The organism is Halogranum rubrum, assembly GCF_900114455.1.
Taxonomy (GTDB): domain Archaea; phylum Halobacteriota; class Halobacteria; order Halobacteriales; family Haloferacaceae; genus Halogranum; species Halogranum rubrum.
The window spans coordinates 896805-911072 of sequence record NZ_FOTC01000002.1 but is presented as its reverse complement, the minus strand read 5'-3'; the positions used below and the strand labels follow the sequence as shown (position 1 = coordinate 911072).

Annotated in this window: 12 protein-coding genes; 3 read left to right on the top strand and 9 right to left on the bottom strand. The window is 63.3% G+C overall.

The window, feature by feature from the left end; all coding sequences use genetic code 11:
- The first annotated feature begins 25 nt into the window (after positions 1-25).
- Both BM083_RS12975 and BM083_RS12970 read left to right on the top strand, forming a co-directional pair.
- Entirely contained in the window at positions 26-1429 is a 1404-nt protein-coding gene (locus tag BM083_RS12975; RefSeq protein ID WP_089869902.1) for a S8 family peptidase, read from the top strand.
- Positions 1430-1618: 189 nt separating this feature from the next.
- A complete protein-coding gene (locus BM083_RS12970; RefSeq protein WP_089869901.1) occupies positions 1619-2119 on the top strand; it encodes a VOC family protein in 501 nt (166 codons plus the stop codon).
- Between the two features lie 45 nt (positions 2120-2164).
- On the opposite strand, the gene BM083_RS12965 is transcribed toward BM083_RS12970, so the two are convergent.
- Positions 2165-2437 (bottom strand): DUF7513 family protein, encoded by a 273-nt coding sequence (locus BM083_RS12965; RefSeq protein WP_089869900.1) that lies wholly within the window; start codon positions 2435-2437, stop codon positions 2165-2167.
- A complete protein-coding gene (locus BM083_RS12960; RefSeq protein WP_009374527.1) occupies positions 2434-3972 on the bottom strand; it encodes a Na+/H+ antiporter NhaC family protein in 1539 nt (512 codons plus the stop codon). Before BM083_RS12960 ends, BM083_RS12965 begins: the two co-directional genes overlap by 4 nt.
- 180 nt (positions 3973-4152) lie before the next feature.
- Here BM083_RS12960 and BM083_RS12955 point away from each other — a divergent pair, with 180 nt between their 5' ends.
- Positions 4153-5427 (top strand): amidohydrolase, encoded by a 1275-nt coding sequence (locus BM083_RS12955; protein ID WP_089869899.1) that lies wholly within the window; start codon positions 4153-4155, stop codon positions 5425-5427.
- Positions 5428-5508: 81 nt separating this feature from the next.
- On the opposite strand, the gene BM083_RS12950 is transcribed toward BM083_RS12955, so the two are convergent.
- The 7 genes from BM083_RS12950 to BM083_RS12920 form a co-directional block, all read right to left on the bottom strand.
- On the bottom strand, positions 5509-6378 hold the full coding sequence (locus BM083_RS12950) for a DUF7282 domain-containing protein (RefSeq protein ID WP_143085725.1): 870 nt from the start codon (positions 6376-6378) through the stop codon (positions 5509-5511).
- A gap of 279 nt (positions 6379-6657) precedes the next feature.
- Positions 6658-8028, bottom strand: coding sequence for a geranylgeranyl reductase family protein (locus BM083_RS12945; protein ID WP_089869897.1), 1371 nt, complete (start codon positions 8026-8028; stop codon positions 6658-6660).
- An 83-nt stretch (positions 8029-8111) separates the two neighbouring features.
- Positions 8112-8795 carry an SDR family NAD(P)-dependent oxidoreductase gene (locus BM083_RS12940; RefSeq protein ID WP_177197629.1) on the bottom strand — a complete coding sequence of 228 codons (684 nt, stop codon included), beginning with the start codon at positions 8793-8795 and terminating at the stop codon, positions 8112-8114.
- A 199-nt stretch (positions 8796-8994) separates the two neighbouring features.
- The gene (locus BM083_RS12935) at positions 8995-10101 is read right to left on the bottom strand and encodes an ABC transporter permease (protein WP_089870089.1); all 1107 of its coding nucleotides are present in this window, start codon (positions 10099-10101) and stop codon (positions 8995-8997) included.
- A complete protein-coding gene (locus BM083_RS12930) occupies positions 10094-11404 on the bottom strand; it encodes an ABC transporter permease (protein ID WP_089869895.1) in 1311 nt (436 codons plus the stop codon). Before BM083_RS12930 ends, BM083_RS12935 begins: the two co-directional genes overlap by 8 nt.
- Positions 11401-12960 carry an ABC transporter ATP-binding protein gene (locus BM083_RS12925; protein ID WP_089869894.1) on the bottom strand — a complete coding sequence of 520 codons (1560 nt, stop codon included), beginning with the start codon at positions 12958-12960 and terminating at the stop codon, positions 11401-11403. The genes BM083_RS12930 and BM083_RS12925 overlap by 4 nt, the downstream gene beginning before the upstream one ends.
- A gap of 162 nt (positions 12961-13122) precedes the next feature.
- Positions 13123-14268 (bottom strand): BMP family lipoprotein, encoded by a 1146-nt coding sequence (locus BM083_RS12920; RefSeq protein WP_089869893.1) that lies wholly within the window; start codon positions 14266-14268, stop codon positions 13123-13125.

The following is a 14268-nucleotide window of genomic DNA, read 5'->3' as shown; positions in this document are numbered from 1 at the left end:
ATGCCACAACCTCAGTGAGACTACTGTGTCGAAATACAATCGACGAACGTTCCTTCAGCTAACTGGTGCGGCGGTCGGTGCGGCGACACTGGGCGCTGGAAACGCGACAGCACGAGAATCCGAGTCACGATTCTTCATCAACCTCCGCGACGTCGAGCGCTCGGCGATTCCCGACGACGTCGAAATCATCCACGACCTCTCGCAGGCGGACGTCTTGGTCGCTCGGGGCGACCAAGACAGCGTGAACGGGACGACGGTCAGCGACCTGACTATCGACCTGAGCGACGACACCACGGGTGCGGTCGAATCCCGCGACGGCCCCAGCACGGACGGGAACGGTTCGAGTCACAACCACGACGGCGCTCCCACGAACTCGGAGTATCAGTGGGACAAACGCGTCCAGGACCTGAACAACGACCTGACCGACAAACCGGGCGGCGGCAAGTCGGTCCACGACGTCACGACCGGAGCGGGCACTCGCATCGCCGTCGTCGACAGCGGTGTCGACGACAGCCATCCGGACCTCGCGGGCGTCGTGAACGACGACCTGTCGGAGAACGTCTCCGAAGACGAGTTCGACTTCCGACCGAACGGCGCGGGAAGTCACGGGACGCACGTCGCGGGCACCATCGCGGCGACGAACAGCAACGACGCCCCAGGTGGCGGTGTACTCGGAACCGCACCCGACACCGAAATCGTCTCCTACCGGATGTTCTCCGGCGTCGAGGGGAAACAGGGCGACGGCTACGCGGGGTGGGTCAAGGCCGCCGAGGCTGGCTGTGACGCCATCAACTACAGCGTCGGCTTCCCTGCACCGTTCGTCTATCCCGACCAGTATCCGAGTCTGCTCGAAGAACTGCGAATCGCAGAACAGGTCGCCGAGTACGTCCGCTCGCAGGGGACGGTCATCGTCAACTCCGCCGGAAACGACGGCCTCGATATGTCACCCGAGAGCACGCTCAGTCTGCCGACGGAAGCGGAAGGTGTCTTCGGTGTGAGTGCGACCGGTCCGATTGGCTGTGGATGGGGAGGTAAGCACAGCGACAACGAGGCGAAGTGGCTCACCGGCAACCGACTCGAAGAACCGACGACGCAACCGGCGTTCTACACGAACTACGGGAGCGCCGTCGACATCAGCGCCGCCGGTGGCAACGCTGACCTCGAAGCGCTCGACGCCGAAGTCGAAGGCGCCCAGATTGACCTCGTCTACTCGACGATTCCGGGTGGCTACGGCTGGAAAGCCGGAACGTCGATGGCCGCCCCGCAGGTCTCGGGTGCCGTCGCGCTAGTCCGCTCGCTCCGACCCGACGCGAGCGTCGAAGAAGTCGAGTCGCTCATCGAAGAAACCGCCAGTACGCCAGAGGAAGGCGAGGTGTACCACGGTGCGGGTCACCTCGACTTGACGGCGCTGGTCGACGCCGCTCGGTAGCGACGAACGCTCTCACGGCGTAGCAGCGTTTCTGACGGGAGCTTTCTGCTCGTCTCATCGGTGCGGCGCCGAGGTCACTGCTCGCACCCGCGGTAACGTCGACCGTGAGAACCCGACGACGAGTCGATTTTGCGGACTGTCGTCGCGTTCGTCAGTCCCGTATATTGCGTTCGGAATCGTGTACAATACATGGCAGCAGTACCCGACCTCGGCATCGAGATTCCGGAGATCACCCAGATCGCGTTCGTCGTCGAGGACATCGAAGACGGGATGAATCGGTTCGATGGTCTCCTCGGCATCGGCCCGTGGGACGTCTTCGAGTTCGAACCGCCGACGCTCCACGACACGACGTTCCGCGGTGAGTCGCACGACTACAGCATGACCCTGGCACTCAGCTATCTCGGCGAGACGATGATCGAACTCATCGAACCGAAGGCGGGTGAGAGCCTCTACACCGAACATCTCGACGAACACGGCGAGGGCCTTCATCACGTCGCCTGCTTCGCGTTCGAGGACACAGAGGGAGTCGTCGAGACGTTCGAGGAGAACGGCATCCCCGTCATCCAGAGCGGTGTCTTCGGCGAGACGCCGTACTGGTACTTCGATACGGCCGAACAGCTGAACGGCGTCATCTTCGAGACGGCGACGAATCTCGAAGCGATTCCCGAACCCGACAGACAGTATCCGTAGTGTCGTCGAAAAGAGAACGACCGGTGTGACGGCGTTCCGCCGCCGCTACTCCTCTTCTTCGAAGACGCTCAGCAGTTCGCCCGTCCCTTCGTGGTTCTGCGAGTCGAACTCCGTGACGCGGAAGCGGACGCGTCTGTCGACGAGACGGCCGTGTCCCTCCGTCCCGGTGAGGGTGATAATCGTGTCACCGATGCGGACGACGGGCGTCGACCCGCTAGTGCCGGTGACGAACGCAGTCAGTTCCTCGCCAGCCTCGTAGACTGGCTTACTCGTTCGGAACGTCCATCCCGCGAGGAACTTGTCTAGGTTCAGGTTCATACGCGACTCACCTCCTCGCTCTGGCGGTCAGAGACGTACTCGCGACCGAATCCGGTCCACGCGGCGACGATGAAGACGGCGACGAGGAACCAGCCGTGGAAGACGTACGGGAAGACGGAGGCGGGGTTCACCAGCATCTCTTGGGTGAACCACGGCGTCGCCTGCGAGTTCACGAGGTTTTGCATCGCGCCGTATCCGGCGAGGAGTCCACCACCCCACGGGAAGATGTATCCGAGTGCGGAGGTGTTGGCGTCGAGGATGTTGGCCCGACGGTAGCTGTTGATGTTGAACTTCTCACCGAGCGTGCGGATGTACGGTGCGATGGCGATTTCGGCGGCGGTGTTGATGGTGACCGTTGCGTTGACGAGTGCAGTTCCGAGCACCATCGTCATCTCGGCGCGCTTGACCGTCGTGGCGACGCTCGACAGCAGGAACTCCTGTAGGGCGTCGAAGCCACCACCGGCGCGCATGATTTCGGCGCTGGCGACGAGCAGGACTGTAAGAACGATGAGCGGGAAGAACCCCGCCGCACCCGTGTAGAGACTACCGCCGACGCCAGCCTCGCCCGCCGGGACGAGTTGGATGAACGCACCGATGAGCGGGACCGCGTTCAGCTCTGCCGCCAACGCGGCGTTTTCGGGTGCGTTGAACGCAATCATATCGCTCGGGGACGCCAGCCCCAACACGAGGTTGAGAACCGCGGAGACGACGAGTCCCCACGAGACGGCTTCGATGATGTGCCGTCCGGCGACGGCCGTCGCGATGACGACACCGATGGAGACGAGGTGGACGAGTCCGAGCGGCCCGACGCCCGCGGCGACGTCGCCGCCGACGTTCATCGGCTGTTGTGCCATCTGTGCGCCGGCGACGAGGTAGGCGACGAAGGCGAGTGCTGCAGCGACGATTGCGTACTTGATACGCGAGGCGACGACGCCGCCGATGTCGGCGTTCTGCGTCACGGCACTCACGATGGTCGTGTCACTCACGGGCGCGAGGTTGTCACCGAAGACGGCCCCCGAGAGGATGGCTCCGAAGAGGAGCACCGGGTTGGCCCCGATGAGGACACCGGCCGGGAAGACGAGACCGGTGAAGGCGATGGCCGTCCCGTACCCCGTCCCGATGCCCGTCGCGAGCAGTGCGGCGAAGAGGAACGTCAGCGCCGGGAACAGCGCGGCACCGACGTTCAGCGCCGTCGTGGCCCACACGAGGCCGTCGACGAAGCCGCCGACTTGGATGGTCTGGGCGAACATCCCTGCCCAGAGCCACGCGACGATGGCCGTCGCCGCCACTCGACGCGTCATGCCGTCGAAGATGACGTCTGCGTAGCTTTTCCACGGTCCCTTCACGAAGAATAGCCCGACGATGAGGCCGACGAGCATCCCTGCGACAAGCCCTGTCGTATCTCCGATTCCCAACAGCCCGGACTGGACGATAGCCCAGGCGATGAAGAAGGTAATCGGGAGGGCGCTGACGAGTCGGCCCCCACGGAACGTGAGCTTCGTTTCGGTCGATGAATCGGTTTCGACGTCGCTCATCTATTCGTGGCAATACCAAGCATCCTATAAAATGGGTCGGAATCAGTCTCTCACTATCCAATAGAACACCTAAGACACCTAAGACACTCGTCACACGGGGCATCTTCGGGGCACACCGGCGGTTACTCACCGCTGTACGGGAAGTCATCACTTATCACCGAGGGATTCATCCCCTCTCGTATGAGCGAGATTGCCGAGGAACTCGTCGAGTTCCGCCGCGACTTACACCGACATCCCGAACCCGCGTGGCGTGAGTTCTACACGACCGCGCGCATCGTCGACAAACTGGAGACGCGCCCGCTGGACGAACTCTACGTCGGCGCGGAGGTGCTCGGTGAGGACCGACTGTCGGTACCCGACGACGACGAACTCGACCGGTGGTTCGCCCAAGCCCGCGAGGCAGGCGCTCGCGAGGACATCCTCGCCCAACTCGAAGGCGGCTACACCGGCGCCGTCGCTGTCTTGCGGAAGGGTGATGGTCCGACCGTCGGGCTTCGCGTCGACATCGACGCGCTCCCCATCCGTGAGTCCGACGAGTCGACTCATGCACCCTCGGCCGGTGGCTTCCGTTCGGAACACGAGGGCTACATGCACGCCTGCGGCCACGACGGTCACGCGACGCTCGGTCTCGGCGTCATCGACGCCGTCGCCGACAGCGACTTCGACGGGACGCTGAAGGTGTTCTTCCAACCGAGCGAGGAACTCATCTCCGGCGGCAAGCCGATGGCCGAGAGCGGCCATCTCGACGACGTGGACTACCTCCTCGCCGTGCACCTCGGTCTCGACCACCCGACGGGCGAAGTCGTCGCGGGCATCGACGGCTTCCTCGCTGTCCACCACTTCCGCGCGGAGTTCGACGGTCATCCGGCCCACGCCGGTGCCAAACCCGAAGAGGGCGACAACGCCGTCCTCGCGATGGCGACGGCGATTCAGAACCTCTACGGCATCTCACGACACTCCGACGGCGCGACCCGAATCAACGCCGGACTCGTCGGCGGCGGGACGGCGACGAACATCATCCCCGAGGAGTCGTTCATCGAGGGCGAAGTACGCGGCGAGACGACCGAACTGATGGAGTACATGCGTGAGAAGGCAGAGCGCACCCTTCGAGCGGCCGCCGACATGCACGGCTGTGAGGTCGACCTCTCCACCGAGGGGATGGCTCCGAGTGCCCGCAGCGACGACGAGATTCGGAACGTCGTCGCCGCCGTCGCCAGCGACACCGACGGCGTGACCTCCGTCCTCCCGAGCGATGCTCTCGGCGGCAGCGAGGACGCGACGTTCCTCATGCAACGTGTCCAAGACAACGGCGGGAAGGCCGCCTACGTCGGCGTCGGCACGAACCACCCCGGCGGCCACCACACGAGTACGTTCGACGTCGACGAAGCGTCGCTCGGTATCGGTATCGACGTGCTCTCGGGGGCGATTCTGCGGGTGGCCGAAGAGCGGCCCTGAGTCCGCTCGAGCCTCTTGGTTATCTCGGCTGTATTCGCGTCTGCGGTTCGGTCGTCCTCAGACTCCACGTGGTAGAGGACGTTACTCCGATTGACAGTCTGCCTTCGTCAGGGTTGCTGACACATCACCCGGGGGGATGAACGGATAGTCGGGAGTGCCGGGGAAGTGGTAGCTAAACTCGTAATCTCGGTTGTCGTCCCTGTCGCGAATGAGCAGAGCGTTGACCTCGGCCGAACACTCGCCGGACTCGGTGGGGAAGCCGCTGCCGAACGTGATGTCTTCGTAGTGACCCGGTTCGAAGTAGTCCGACACACCGATTTCGACGTAGTCGTCGATATCTGGGTCGCCGACTTGGGGGGCGAACAGCGCAATAAACCCGCCTTCCGGGAACGTTGCGGACTCGACGACGATAGCCTCGTCGACCACTTGGTCTCTGAAGACGAGCTCCGCGTCCTGAGACTGAGGGAGTGAGACGGTTGCCGTGTCGGAGACGACGGCGCTCTCCTCGTCGCGCTGGCTACACGAGAGTTTCACCGTCGTCGCGTCGAACGTTCGGTTTCCGTTCGTGTCGGTCTGGATAGTCGCAGTGAGGGTCCCGGACTCGAAAAGCGGCCTGTCGAGGTCTATCGTTACATCCTCGAAGCGGCCAGCAGAGAGGTACGTCGAGACGCCGACGATTTCGTCGTCGTGGACGATGACGACGAACCCACCCTCGGCGAGCGTGGCACTGGCGACGGTGACGCTTCCGCCAGTGGATTTCTGGTCGCGAAAGTCGAGTGCGGGGGTCGACGGAGGTGAGAGGTCGTTCTCTTCTACAGCGTCTGTGTCTCCGTCTCCGGGTTCGGATTCGACCGCGCGTGCGACCTGTCCCTCGGCTACGCGGGACGGGACGCCCCCGAGCAGACCCACTGATGCGAGGAGTCCAAGAACTGACCGCCTGCTCTGTGTCATGTGACGAACACCACCCCGGTGAGACATAAAGAGCAATGAAAGTGTGTAAAAATAAACATTCAAACCTGTCGAGTAGGACTCATTTGATCGGCGTTCTGTTTCGTGGGACGGTCTGCCGACTACTGGACTTTCGATACTGGTTCCGGGCCGTACTACGAGACTCGGTTCGCCTCCTGGGTCTCCACCAAATACGTTCGGAGAAAAAGCGACGGACCGCAGTTTTCGGCGAGGGGCGAAGCCGACGAAGTGGCCGAGATGTCCGTGAAGAGAGTTCGTGGCTCAGTACTTCGCTTCCGCGCCCGTCGTCTCGTAAATCTGGTCCATCAAGTCGTCACGGTAGTTCTGCCAGCCAGCGAGCGCACTCGGTCGACCGGGGTAGCGGTCGTAGTGGTCGATGAGTTTGTCGGCGAGCTTTCGCGTCTTGTAGAAGTCGTAGATGACGTCCCAGTAGTCGCGACTCTGGATGGCCGTCTGAAGCTTGACCTTCCAGCCGAGACTGGTCTTTCCGGAGTAGAGCCCCTCTGCCAGTTTCTCACCCGGCAGCACTGCAAGAAGACTCTCCAAGTCGTCGACTTCGCCGGCGGTGACGAGGATGTTGTAGACGTCGAGTCCGGCGTAGCGGCCGCCGAAGTGGTCCATGACGCGCTGGTTGTAGCGCCACAGCATCTCCTCGCTGACGTCGCCCGCGGCGATGGCCTCGATGGCCTGCTCGGCGGCGTACTTCCCTGCGTAGGCGGCACCGGCGATACCGCCGCCGGTGGTCGGGTTGACGTGGCCTGCAGCGTCACCTGCGGCGATGAATCCCGGCGCGACGGCCGAGTCGTAGGGGCGGCGCGTCGGCAGTGCCGCGCCGAGTTTGTCGGTCACTTTCGCGCCCTTGAACTCGGGGCGGTTCCGGAGGTCCTGTTTCAGGTCCTCGACGAGTTTCATCGGCTGTTCGTTCATCTGGAAGCCGAGACCAGCGTTGATTTCGGTGGGCGTACGCGGGAAGTACCAGATGTAGCCCGCCGCGCGCTTCGTCGGCTTGAAGACGAGTGCGTCGTCGTAGTCGACGGGTTCGTCGACGTGCAGTACCTCGCGGTAGGCCGAACAGAACTGTGAGTACGAGACGTTGGTGTCGAACGTCGCCTGCGAGAGGTCGGCTTTGTCCTGCAGGAGCGACAGCGCACCGGCGGAGTCGATGGTTATCTCGGCTTCGTACTCGACGACGTCGCCTTTGTGTTTGCCGCGGACGCCCGTGACTCGGCCGTCGGCTTCCTGTTCGACGTCTTGGACGACGGTGTCGTAGTGGAACTCCGCGCCCGCCTCTTTCGCGCCTTCGATGATGAGTCGGCCGTACTCCCAGCGGTCGAGGACGGCGAGTTCGCCCGGGATGGGAATCTCCAGTGACGTATCGTGGCTCGGAATCTCGAAGCGGCCGTGCGTGACGTTCGTGTTCGTAAAGGCCGGCTGAATCTTCGACTTCGGAATCGCCTCGGGGAACGCGTCGGCCCCCTTCAGCGCGTCACCGCAGGCGATGTGACCCGCCTCTTCCTCGTCTTTGCGCTCGATGACGACGACGTCGAGTCCCTCGCGGGCGAGGGTCGCCGACGCGTAACAACCGGCGGTCCCTGCGCCGACGATTGCGACGTCGTACTCGTGAGTAGTCATGCGTCTCACTCCTTATCGCGGAATCAAAACTCTTTATCACCGAATGCGTCGTTCGGCCTCCGACGAATCCGTAAGTTCGAGCGTCAGTTCCCGACCGCGCGGCAGTCAGACCAGTCGACACCACCGTCTGACCCCGGTCGGAGTCGAGCGAGCGTCCCGACCGTCTCGGCGCTCGACTCCGTCGGGTCGCCTCGACCGCAGTGACCGCCGTCGGCACGCGCGCGTCCCGGCGTCGCGTTGTTGGCGATGAGTCGAGGGGCGAACGTCGCGTCGAGATAGCTGGCGAACGCGTCGAAGGCGGCCGTCGAGACTTGTACTGCGGCGTCGGCCGGGTGTGCACTCGTCGTGTCGTCGGCTGACACCGTCACCACGCGCCCGCCGTCGTGTTCGAGCAGGTAGGGGAGCGCCGCCCGGACGAGGAGCAGCGGTCCGCGGAAGGTCCGGGCGATACCCGCATCGACGGTGTCGATGGACGCTTCGAGTAAGCTCCAGTCGCGTCGGTCGCTGACCGCAGGGAGGAGGACGAGTACGTCCAGTCGGCCTCGGTCGCCGACGACGCGGCCGACCGCCGCGCCGATACTCTCGGAGTCGGTCAGGTCTAGGGCGAGTGGAATACCTCCAGAGAACACCGTCCCGTCGGCAGACCCGACGTAGAGCGTCGCTCCGCGTCGGAGGAGTTCGTCTGCGACGGCCGCACCCACACCGCCGTCGGCACCCGCGAGAAGAACGACCTGCCCGTCCAGAGAGTCGTACAGTTCAGAAATCACAGTACGACTACGTTCCCAAACGTTTATTACTTTTCGTTGAATGATTCACTACGATTTTCAAGAAGAGTGCGGTTTCCTCTCGAAGATGTACAGTTCTGTTCGAAAGAGAGTCTGTTCGGGAGGGTGTTCTGAAGTCGGCTCTCAGTCGTCACCCGACTCGTAGTGCTCGCCTGCCGCTCTTCCAAAACGAGCCGAGAGTTCAGTCGTCGCCCGACTCGTAGTGCTCGCCTGCCGCTTTGGGAATCTTCGTCTTTCCGACGAGCGCCAACACGACGATGACCGTCACGTAAGGCACCGTCTGGATGAGCGTGTCCGGAATCGCGTAGCCCGGCACCTGCTGGAGACGCAGTTGGACGGCTTCGAGTCCGGCGAAGAGGAACGACGCGCCGAACGCGCCGATGGGGTTGTAGTTGCCGAACAGGAACGCGACGATGGCGATGAACCCCTTTCCGTTGACCATCGTCTGACCGTTCCCGATGAACTGCCCGAGACTGAGCGAGAGCGCCGCGCCGCCGACGCCCGAGAGGACGCCCGAGAGGAGGACACCCGCGTAGCGTACGCGGTTGACGTTGACACCGACGGTGTCGAGCGCCTTCGGGTTCTCACCACTCGCCTGAATCCACTTCCCGAACGAAGTGTGGTTCAACACGAACCACGTGAGCGGGACAGCGAGGAGCATCAGGTAGACGACCGGTGTCGCGTCGAACACTGCGCCGAGCACCGGGATATCCGAGAGCACCGGAATCGTCCACTGGTCGAACGTGCCCGCGCTGCCGAGGTTGTCCGAGTTCGGACTGCCGTACTTGACGTTCGCCGCGAACGGCGCGAGACCGAGTGCGATGAGCCAGACGGCAAGTCCGGCGATAATCTGGTCGGCACGGAACTCGATGCAGACGATAGCAAAGAGCAGCGAGAACAACGTGCTGGCGAGGATGCCGGCGAGGAAGCCGACCCAGACGGCCGGGACGAAGAACACCGAACTCGACGCGCCGACGAGGTCGGTGACGAGCACGCCCGTGAACGCCGAGATGATGAGCAGTCCCTCCAGTCCGATGTTGATGACGCCGCTCTTCTCGGCGAAGATACCGCCCAGCGCCGCGAAGACGATGGGGACGGACAGCCGAAGCGCCGAACTCAGCGTACTTCGGGACGTGATGATTCGGAACAGGTCGTTGGCGATGCTCCCGGGGAATATGACGCCGAGAAGCCCGACGAGCACGAAGACGCCCACCGTACCGACGGCGAGTCCCTGTCGATAGCTGAGGTTTCGAAGCGTCGACTGTGCGTCGGCGTTCGCGTTACTCATCGTCGTCACCTCCAGTGTCGTCGACGGACCCACCGTCCGTCGTCACCGTCTTTTCGTTGGTGTCGAAGTCGACCACGCGCGACCCGAGGAGTCGGAAGAACTCCGGCATCGCGACGAACAGGATGATGAGACCCCGAAGGACGCCCACCAGTTGTTTCGGGACGCCCGTCTGGAACTGCACCGCGAGCGACCCACTCTTGAGCGTGCCGAACAGCAACGCCGCCGGAATCACGCCCAGCGGATTGTTGCCGGCGAGAATGGAGACGGTGATGCCGTCGAAGCCGAAGGCGGGTACGCCCGTCTGCCAGCGGCCGACGACCATCAGCACCCACACCGCACCGCCGATACCGCCGATGGCACCCGACAGCGCCATCGACGTGACCGTCGTTCGTTTGGCGTCGACGCCGCCGTACTCGGCAGCGTCGGGCTGTAAGCCACTCGTCCGGAGGTCGTATCCGAACGAGGTACGCTCGATGAGGTAGTAGAGCGCGCCGACGAACACGAGACCGAACAGCAGTGCGATGAGCGAGAAGTCCCCGCCCTGCGGGAAGCCGAAGGGGAGGACAGAAGAGACGGGCAAGAGGAGTCCGAAGTCCGGAATCGGCGTCGTCTCGACGACCTGACTGTCGGGGTTCTTGAAGAACTCCGAGACGAGGACGAACGCCACCCGCGCCGCGATGAAGTTGAGCATGATGGTGGTGATGACCTCGTTGGCGTCGGCGTACGCTTTCAGCGCACCCGGAATCGCCCCGTAGAGGCCCCCACCGACGGCACCGACCGTGACACCGAGCGTGATGAGCAAGACGCCACCGACGACGCTCGCCGGAACGAGTGCCGAGGCGTAGAACACCGTCACGCCCGTCGCGAGCGCGCCGATGATGAGTTGTCCCTGCGTCCCGATGTTGAACAGCCCAGCGCGGAACGCGACGGCGACAGAGAGTCCCGTGAAGATGAGCAGTGTCGTCTCCTTCAGCGTCAGTGCCAGCCCGAAGTTGAACAGGTTCCAGTTCGGGTTGAACAGCGCGGGGTCGTTCAGCGCGAACAACCCGCCGAGCGCCCCGTTAAAGAGGACGAGATACACCTGAATCGGGTCGTAACAGAAGCCGACGCCGAAGTACGTCGCCGCCGCCGTCTGGCAGGTGGCGACTCGCCCGGAGACGAGGATGAGCACTCCACCGACGAGGACGGCGAGGACGAGTGCGGCGAGACTGATGAGCAGTCGTTCGACGGCGGAGAGACCGACGAGACGTTCGAGTGCGTCACGGGCACTTCGCCCACCACCCGATTCCGACTCGCCGCTCATCGGTCACCTCCGTCGGGAGCGATGGTCGCTCGCTCGGCGTCGTCAATGTGTTCGCCCGCCATGAGCAGGCCAATCTGCTCTTCGGTGACGGTCGAGGGGTCGACGACGTCCATGATTTCGCCGTCGTGCATGACGGCGAGGCGGTCGGAGAGACCCTGTACCTCCGTCAGGTTCGACGAGACGAGGACGACGGCTTTCCCCGACGCACGCAGGTCGAGCAGTCGGTCGTGGATGAAGTTCGTCGCACCGATGTCGACACCCCGCGTCGGGTGGGTGGCGACGACGAGGTCCGGATTCCGTTGGAACTCACGGCCGACGATGAACTTCTGTTGGTTCCCACCGGAGAAGGATTCGGCGTCGGCGTCCTTGTTCGGCGGCCGAACGTCGTACTCCGTGATGATGTCTTGGGCGTGCGTCTCGACACGGTTCCAGTCGATACGACCGCCCTTCGCGAACGGTTCGCTGTGTTGGCTGCCGAGGATACCGTTCTGCGTCAGGTCGAACTCCATCACCAGCCCGCGCTCGTGGCGGTCCTCGGGGATGTACGCCATCCCGTCGTCGATACGCTGTTTCCGGGGTGCGTTCGTGATGTCGCGACCCTTGTACGAGATGTGGCCAGTCGTCGGCGTCTTCAGACCGGTGATACACTCGATGAGTTCGGACTGGCCGTTGCCGTCGATGCCGGCGATACCGAATATCTCACCCTCACGAACGGCGAAGTTCGCGTCGGTGACGGCTTCGACGCCACGGCTGTCTTCGGCCCGGAGCGCTTGTACGCCGAGAACCGTGTCACCCGGTTCTTGATAGTCGCTCTCGGGTTCCATCAGTACTTCGCGGCCGACCATCAACTCCGCGAGTTGTTCGCGGGTCGTGTCGGCGGTGTCGACGGTGCCGACGTTCTTCCCGTCGCGGAGCACGGTCACTTCGTCGGCCGCCTCCATCACTTCGCCCAACTTGTGGGAGATGAAGATGATGGTCTTGCCCTGTTCGGTGAGTTCCTCGAACACGTCGAACAGTTCCTCGACCTCCTGTGGCGTGAGGACGGCCGTCGGTTCGTCGAGAATCAGGACGTCTGCGCCACGGTAGAGGGCTTTGAGAATTTCGACTCGCTGTTGGACGCCGACGGAGACGTCTTCTATCTTCGCGTCGGGGTCGACGTCGAAACCGTAGCGGTTGGACAGTTCGCGGACTTCGGTTCGTGCCTGCGCCGAATCGACGGCGAGGCCGAGCCACTTCCGGGGTTCGTTGCCGAGGACGATGTTCTCGGTGATGGTCATCGGGTCGACCAGCATGAAGTGCTGGTGAATCATCCCGACGCCGGCGTCGATAGCGTCACGGGGCGAGTGAAAGTCACGGGCAGTGCCGTCGATGTGAATCGTCCCCTCGGTCGGCTGATACAGACCGTAGAGAATGTTCATCAACGTGGTTTTGCCCGCACCGTTCTCACCTAACAGCGCGTGTACCGTGCCGCGTTCGACGGAGAGGTCGACGTCGTCGTTGGCGACGACTCCCGGGAAGCGTTTGGTGATACCGTCGAGGTGAACCGCGGTACTCATCTGCTCGCAGATTTTGCATGGTTCCGTATAAAGACGCGGATTCGTATTCTACAGAACTGCGGTTTCGAGGGGTATTGCACCCGAAACTATCCGAAACTATTCGCTGTCGGTTGTTGTTTTGACGGAAGAATCGCGAGGAAACAGCAGTGACGACGCGAGTCGTTACTGCGTCGACGTCGGCACGCTGATGTCGCCGCCGATGATGGCCTCCGCGGAGGCGTCGACTTCGGACTTCACGCCGCTGGGGATGTCCGAACCGATTTCGGCCCCGTAGACGCAGGCGACACCTTCCTGTTCGAGACCGAGCGTGACCGTCGAGCCACCCTCGAACTCGTCGTTGGCGACGTTCTGAATCGACTCGAAGACCGCCGTGTCGACGCGCTTGACCATGCTCGCGAGGATGATGTCTGCGTAGTCGGGTTCTGCCTTCGACTGGTCGGAGTCGACACCGATGGCGAAGCCACCTTTCTCCTGTGCGGCCTGGAAGACGCCGACACCGGACGCTCCGGCGGCGTGGTAGACGATGTCTGCACCCTGGTCGTACATCGACAGGGCGGCCTCCTTACCCGCTTGCGGGTCGCTGAACGAACCGGTGTAGGCGGTGAGCACTTCGACCTCTTCGTCGGCGTGGGCCGCGCCCGCCTCGTAGCCAGCCTGGAACTTCCGGATGAGCGGCGCGTCGACGCCGCCGACGAAGCCGATGGTCTTCTGGTCGGGGCTCGTCTCGCCGCCGCCTGCGGCGAACTCTTGGCTCGTGAGCAGACCGGCGAGGTGGCCGACCTGGAACGAACCCTGCTCTTCTTTGAACAGGTAGTTCGCGACGTTGTCCTGCTCGACGGTGCTGTCGACCAGCATGAACTTCTGGTCCGGGAAGTTCGGTGCGGTGTTCTTCAGGGCACTCTGCTGGGCGAAGCCGATACAGCAGACGAGGTCGTACTCGTCGCCCTGTGCGAACTGTCGCTGGAACTGCGGGAACTCCTCCGCGGAGGATGGCTGTGCCTCGTTGTAGGTGATGCCGAGTTCCTCTTCCGCTTGCTTGACACCCGTCTGTGCGGCGTCGTTGAACGACTTGTCGCCGAGGCCACCGAGCGCGTAGACCACTCCTACGTTGATGTCGGCGGAGGCCGAGCCCTCACCGCTCGACTCCGTCGTCGACTCGTTCATCGACTCGTCGCCGCCCGACATGGTCGTCTCTTCGCTCCCACCGTCGCCGCCGTCACCGCTTCCGTCTTGCGGTCCGCCCGTACAGCCAGCGAGTCCAGTGATTCCGACGATACCCGTCCCCTTGATGAATGTTCGTCTATCCAT

Bases quoted from the DNA above. Each gene is read 5' to 3' on its own strand.
- BM083_RS12965 (WP_089869900.1), bottom strand. From the start codon at position 2,437: ATGAACCTGAACCTAGACAAGTTCCTCGCGGGATGGACGTTCCGAACG.
- BM083_RS12950 (WP_143085725.1), bottom strand. From the start codon at position 6,378: ATGACACAGAGCAGGCGGTCAGTTCTTGGACTCCTCGCATCAGTGGGT.
- BM083_RS12930 (WP_089869895.1), bottom strand. From the start codon at position 11,404: ATGAGCGGCGAGTCGGAATCGGGTGGTGGGCGAAGTGCCCGTGACGCA.
- BM083_RS12925 (WP_089869894.1), bottom strand. From the start codon at position 12,960: ATGAGTACCGCGGTTCACCTCGACGGTATCACCAAACGCTTCCCGGGA.
- BM083_RS12935 (WP_089870089.1), bottom strand. From the start codon at position 10,101: ATGAGTAACGCGAACGCCGACGCACAGTCGACGCTTCGAAACCTCAGC.
- BM083_RS12945 (WP_089869897.1), bottom strand. From the start codon at position 8,028: ATGACTACTCACGAGTACGACGTCGCAATCGTCGGCGCAGGGACCGCC.
- BM083_RS12960 (WP_009374527.1), bottom strand. From the start codon at position 3,972: ATGAGCGACGTCGAAACCGATTCATCGACCGAAACGAAGCTCACGTTC.
- BM083_RS12970 (WP_089869901.1), top strand. From the start codon at position 1,619: ATGGCAGCAGTACCCGACCTCGGCATCGAGATTCCGGAGATCACCCAG.
- BM083_RS12955 (WP_089869899.1), top strand. From the start codon at position 4,153: ATGAGCGAGATTGCCGAGGAACTCGTCGAGTTCCGCCGCGACTTACAC.
- BM083_RS12920 (WP_089869893.1), bottom strand. From the start codon at position 14,268: ATGGATAGACGAACATTCATCAAGGGGACGGGTATCGTCGGAATCACT.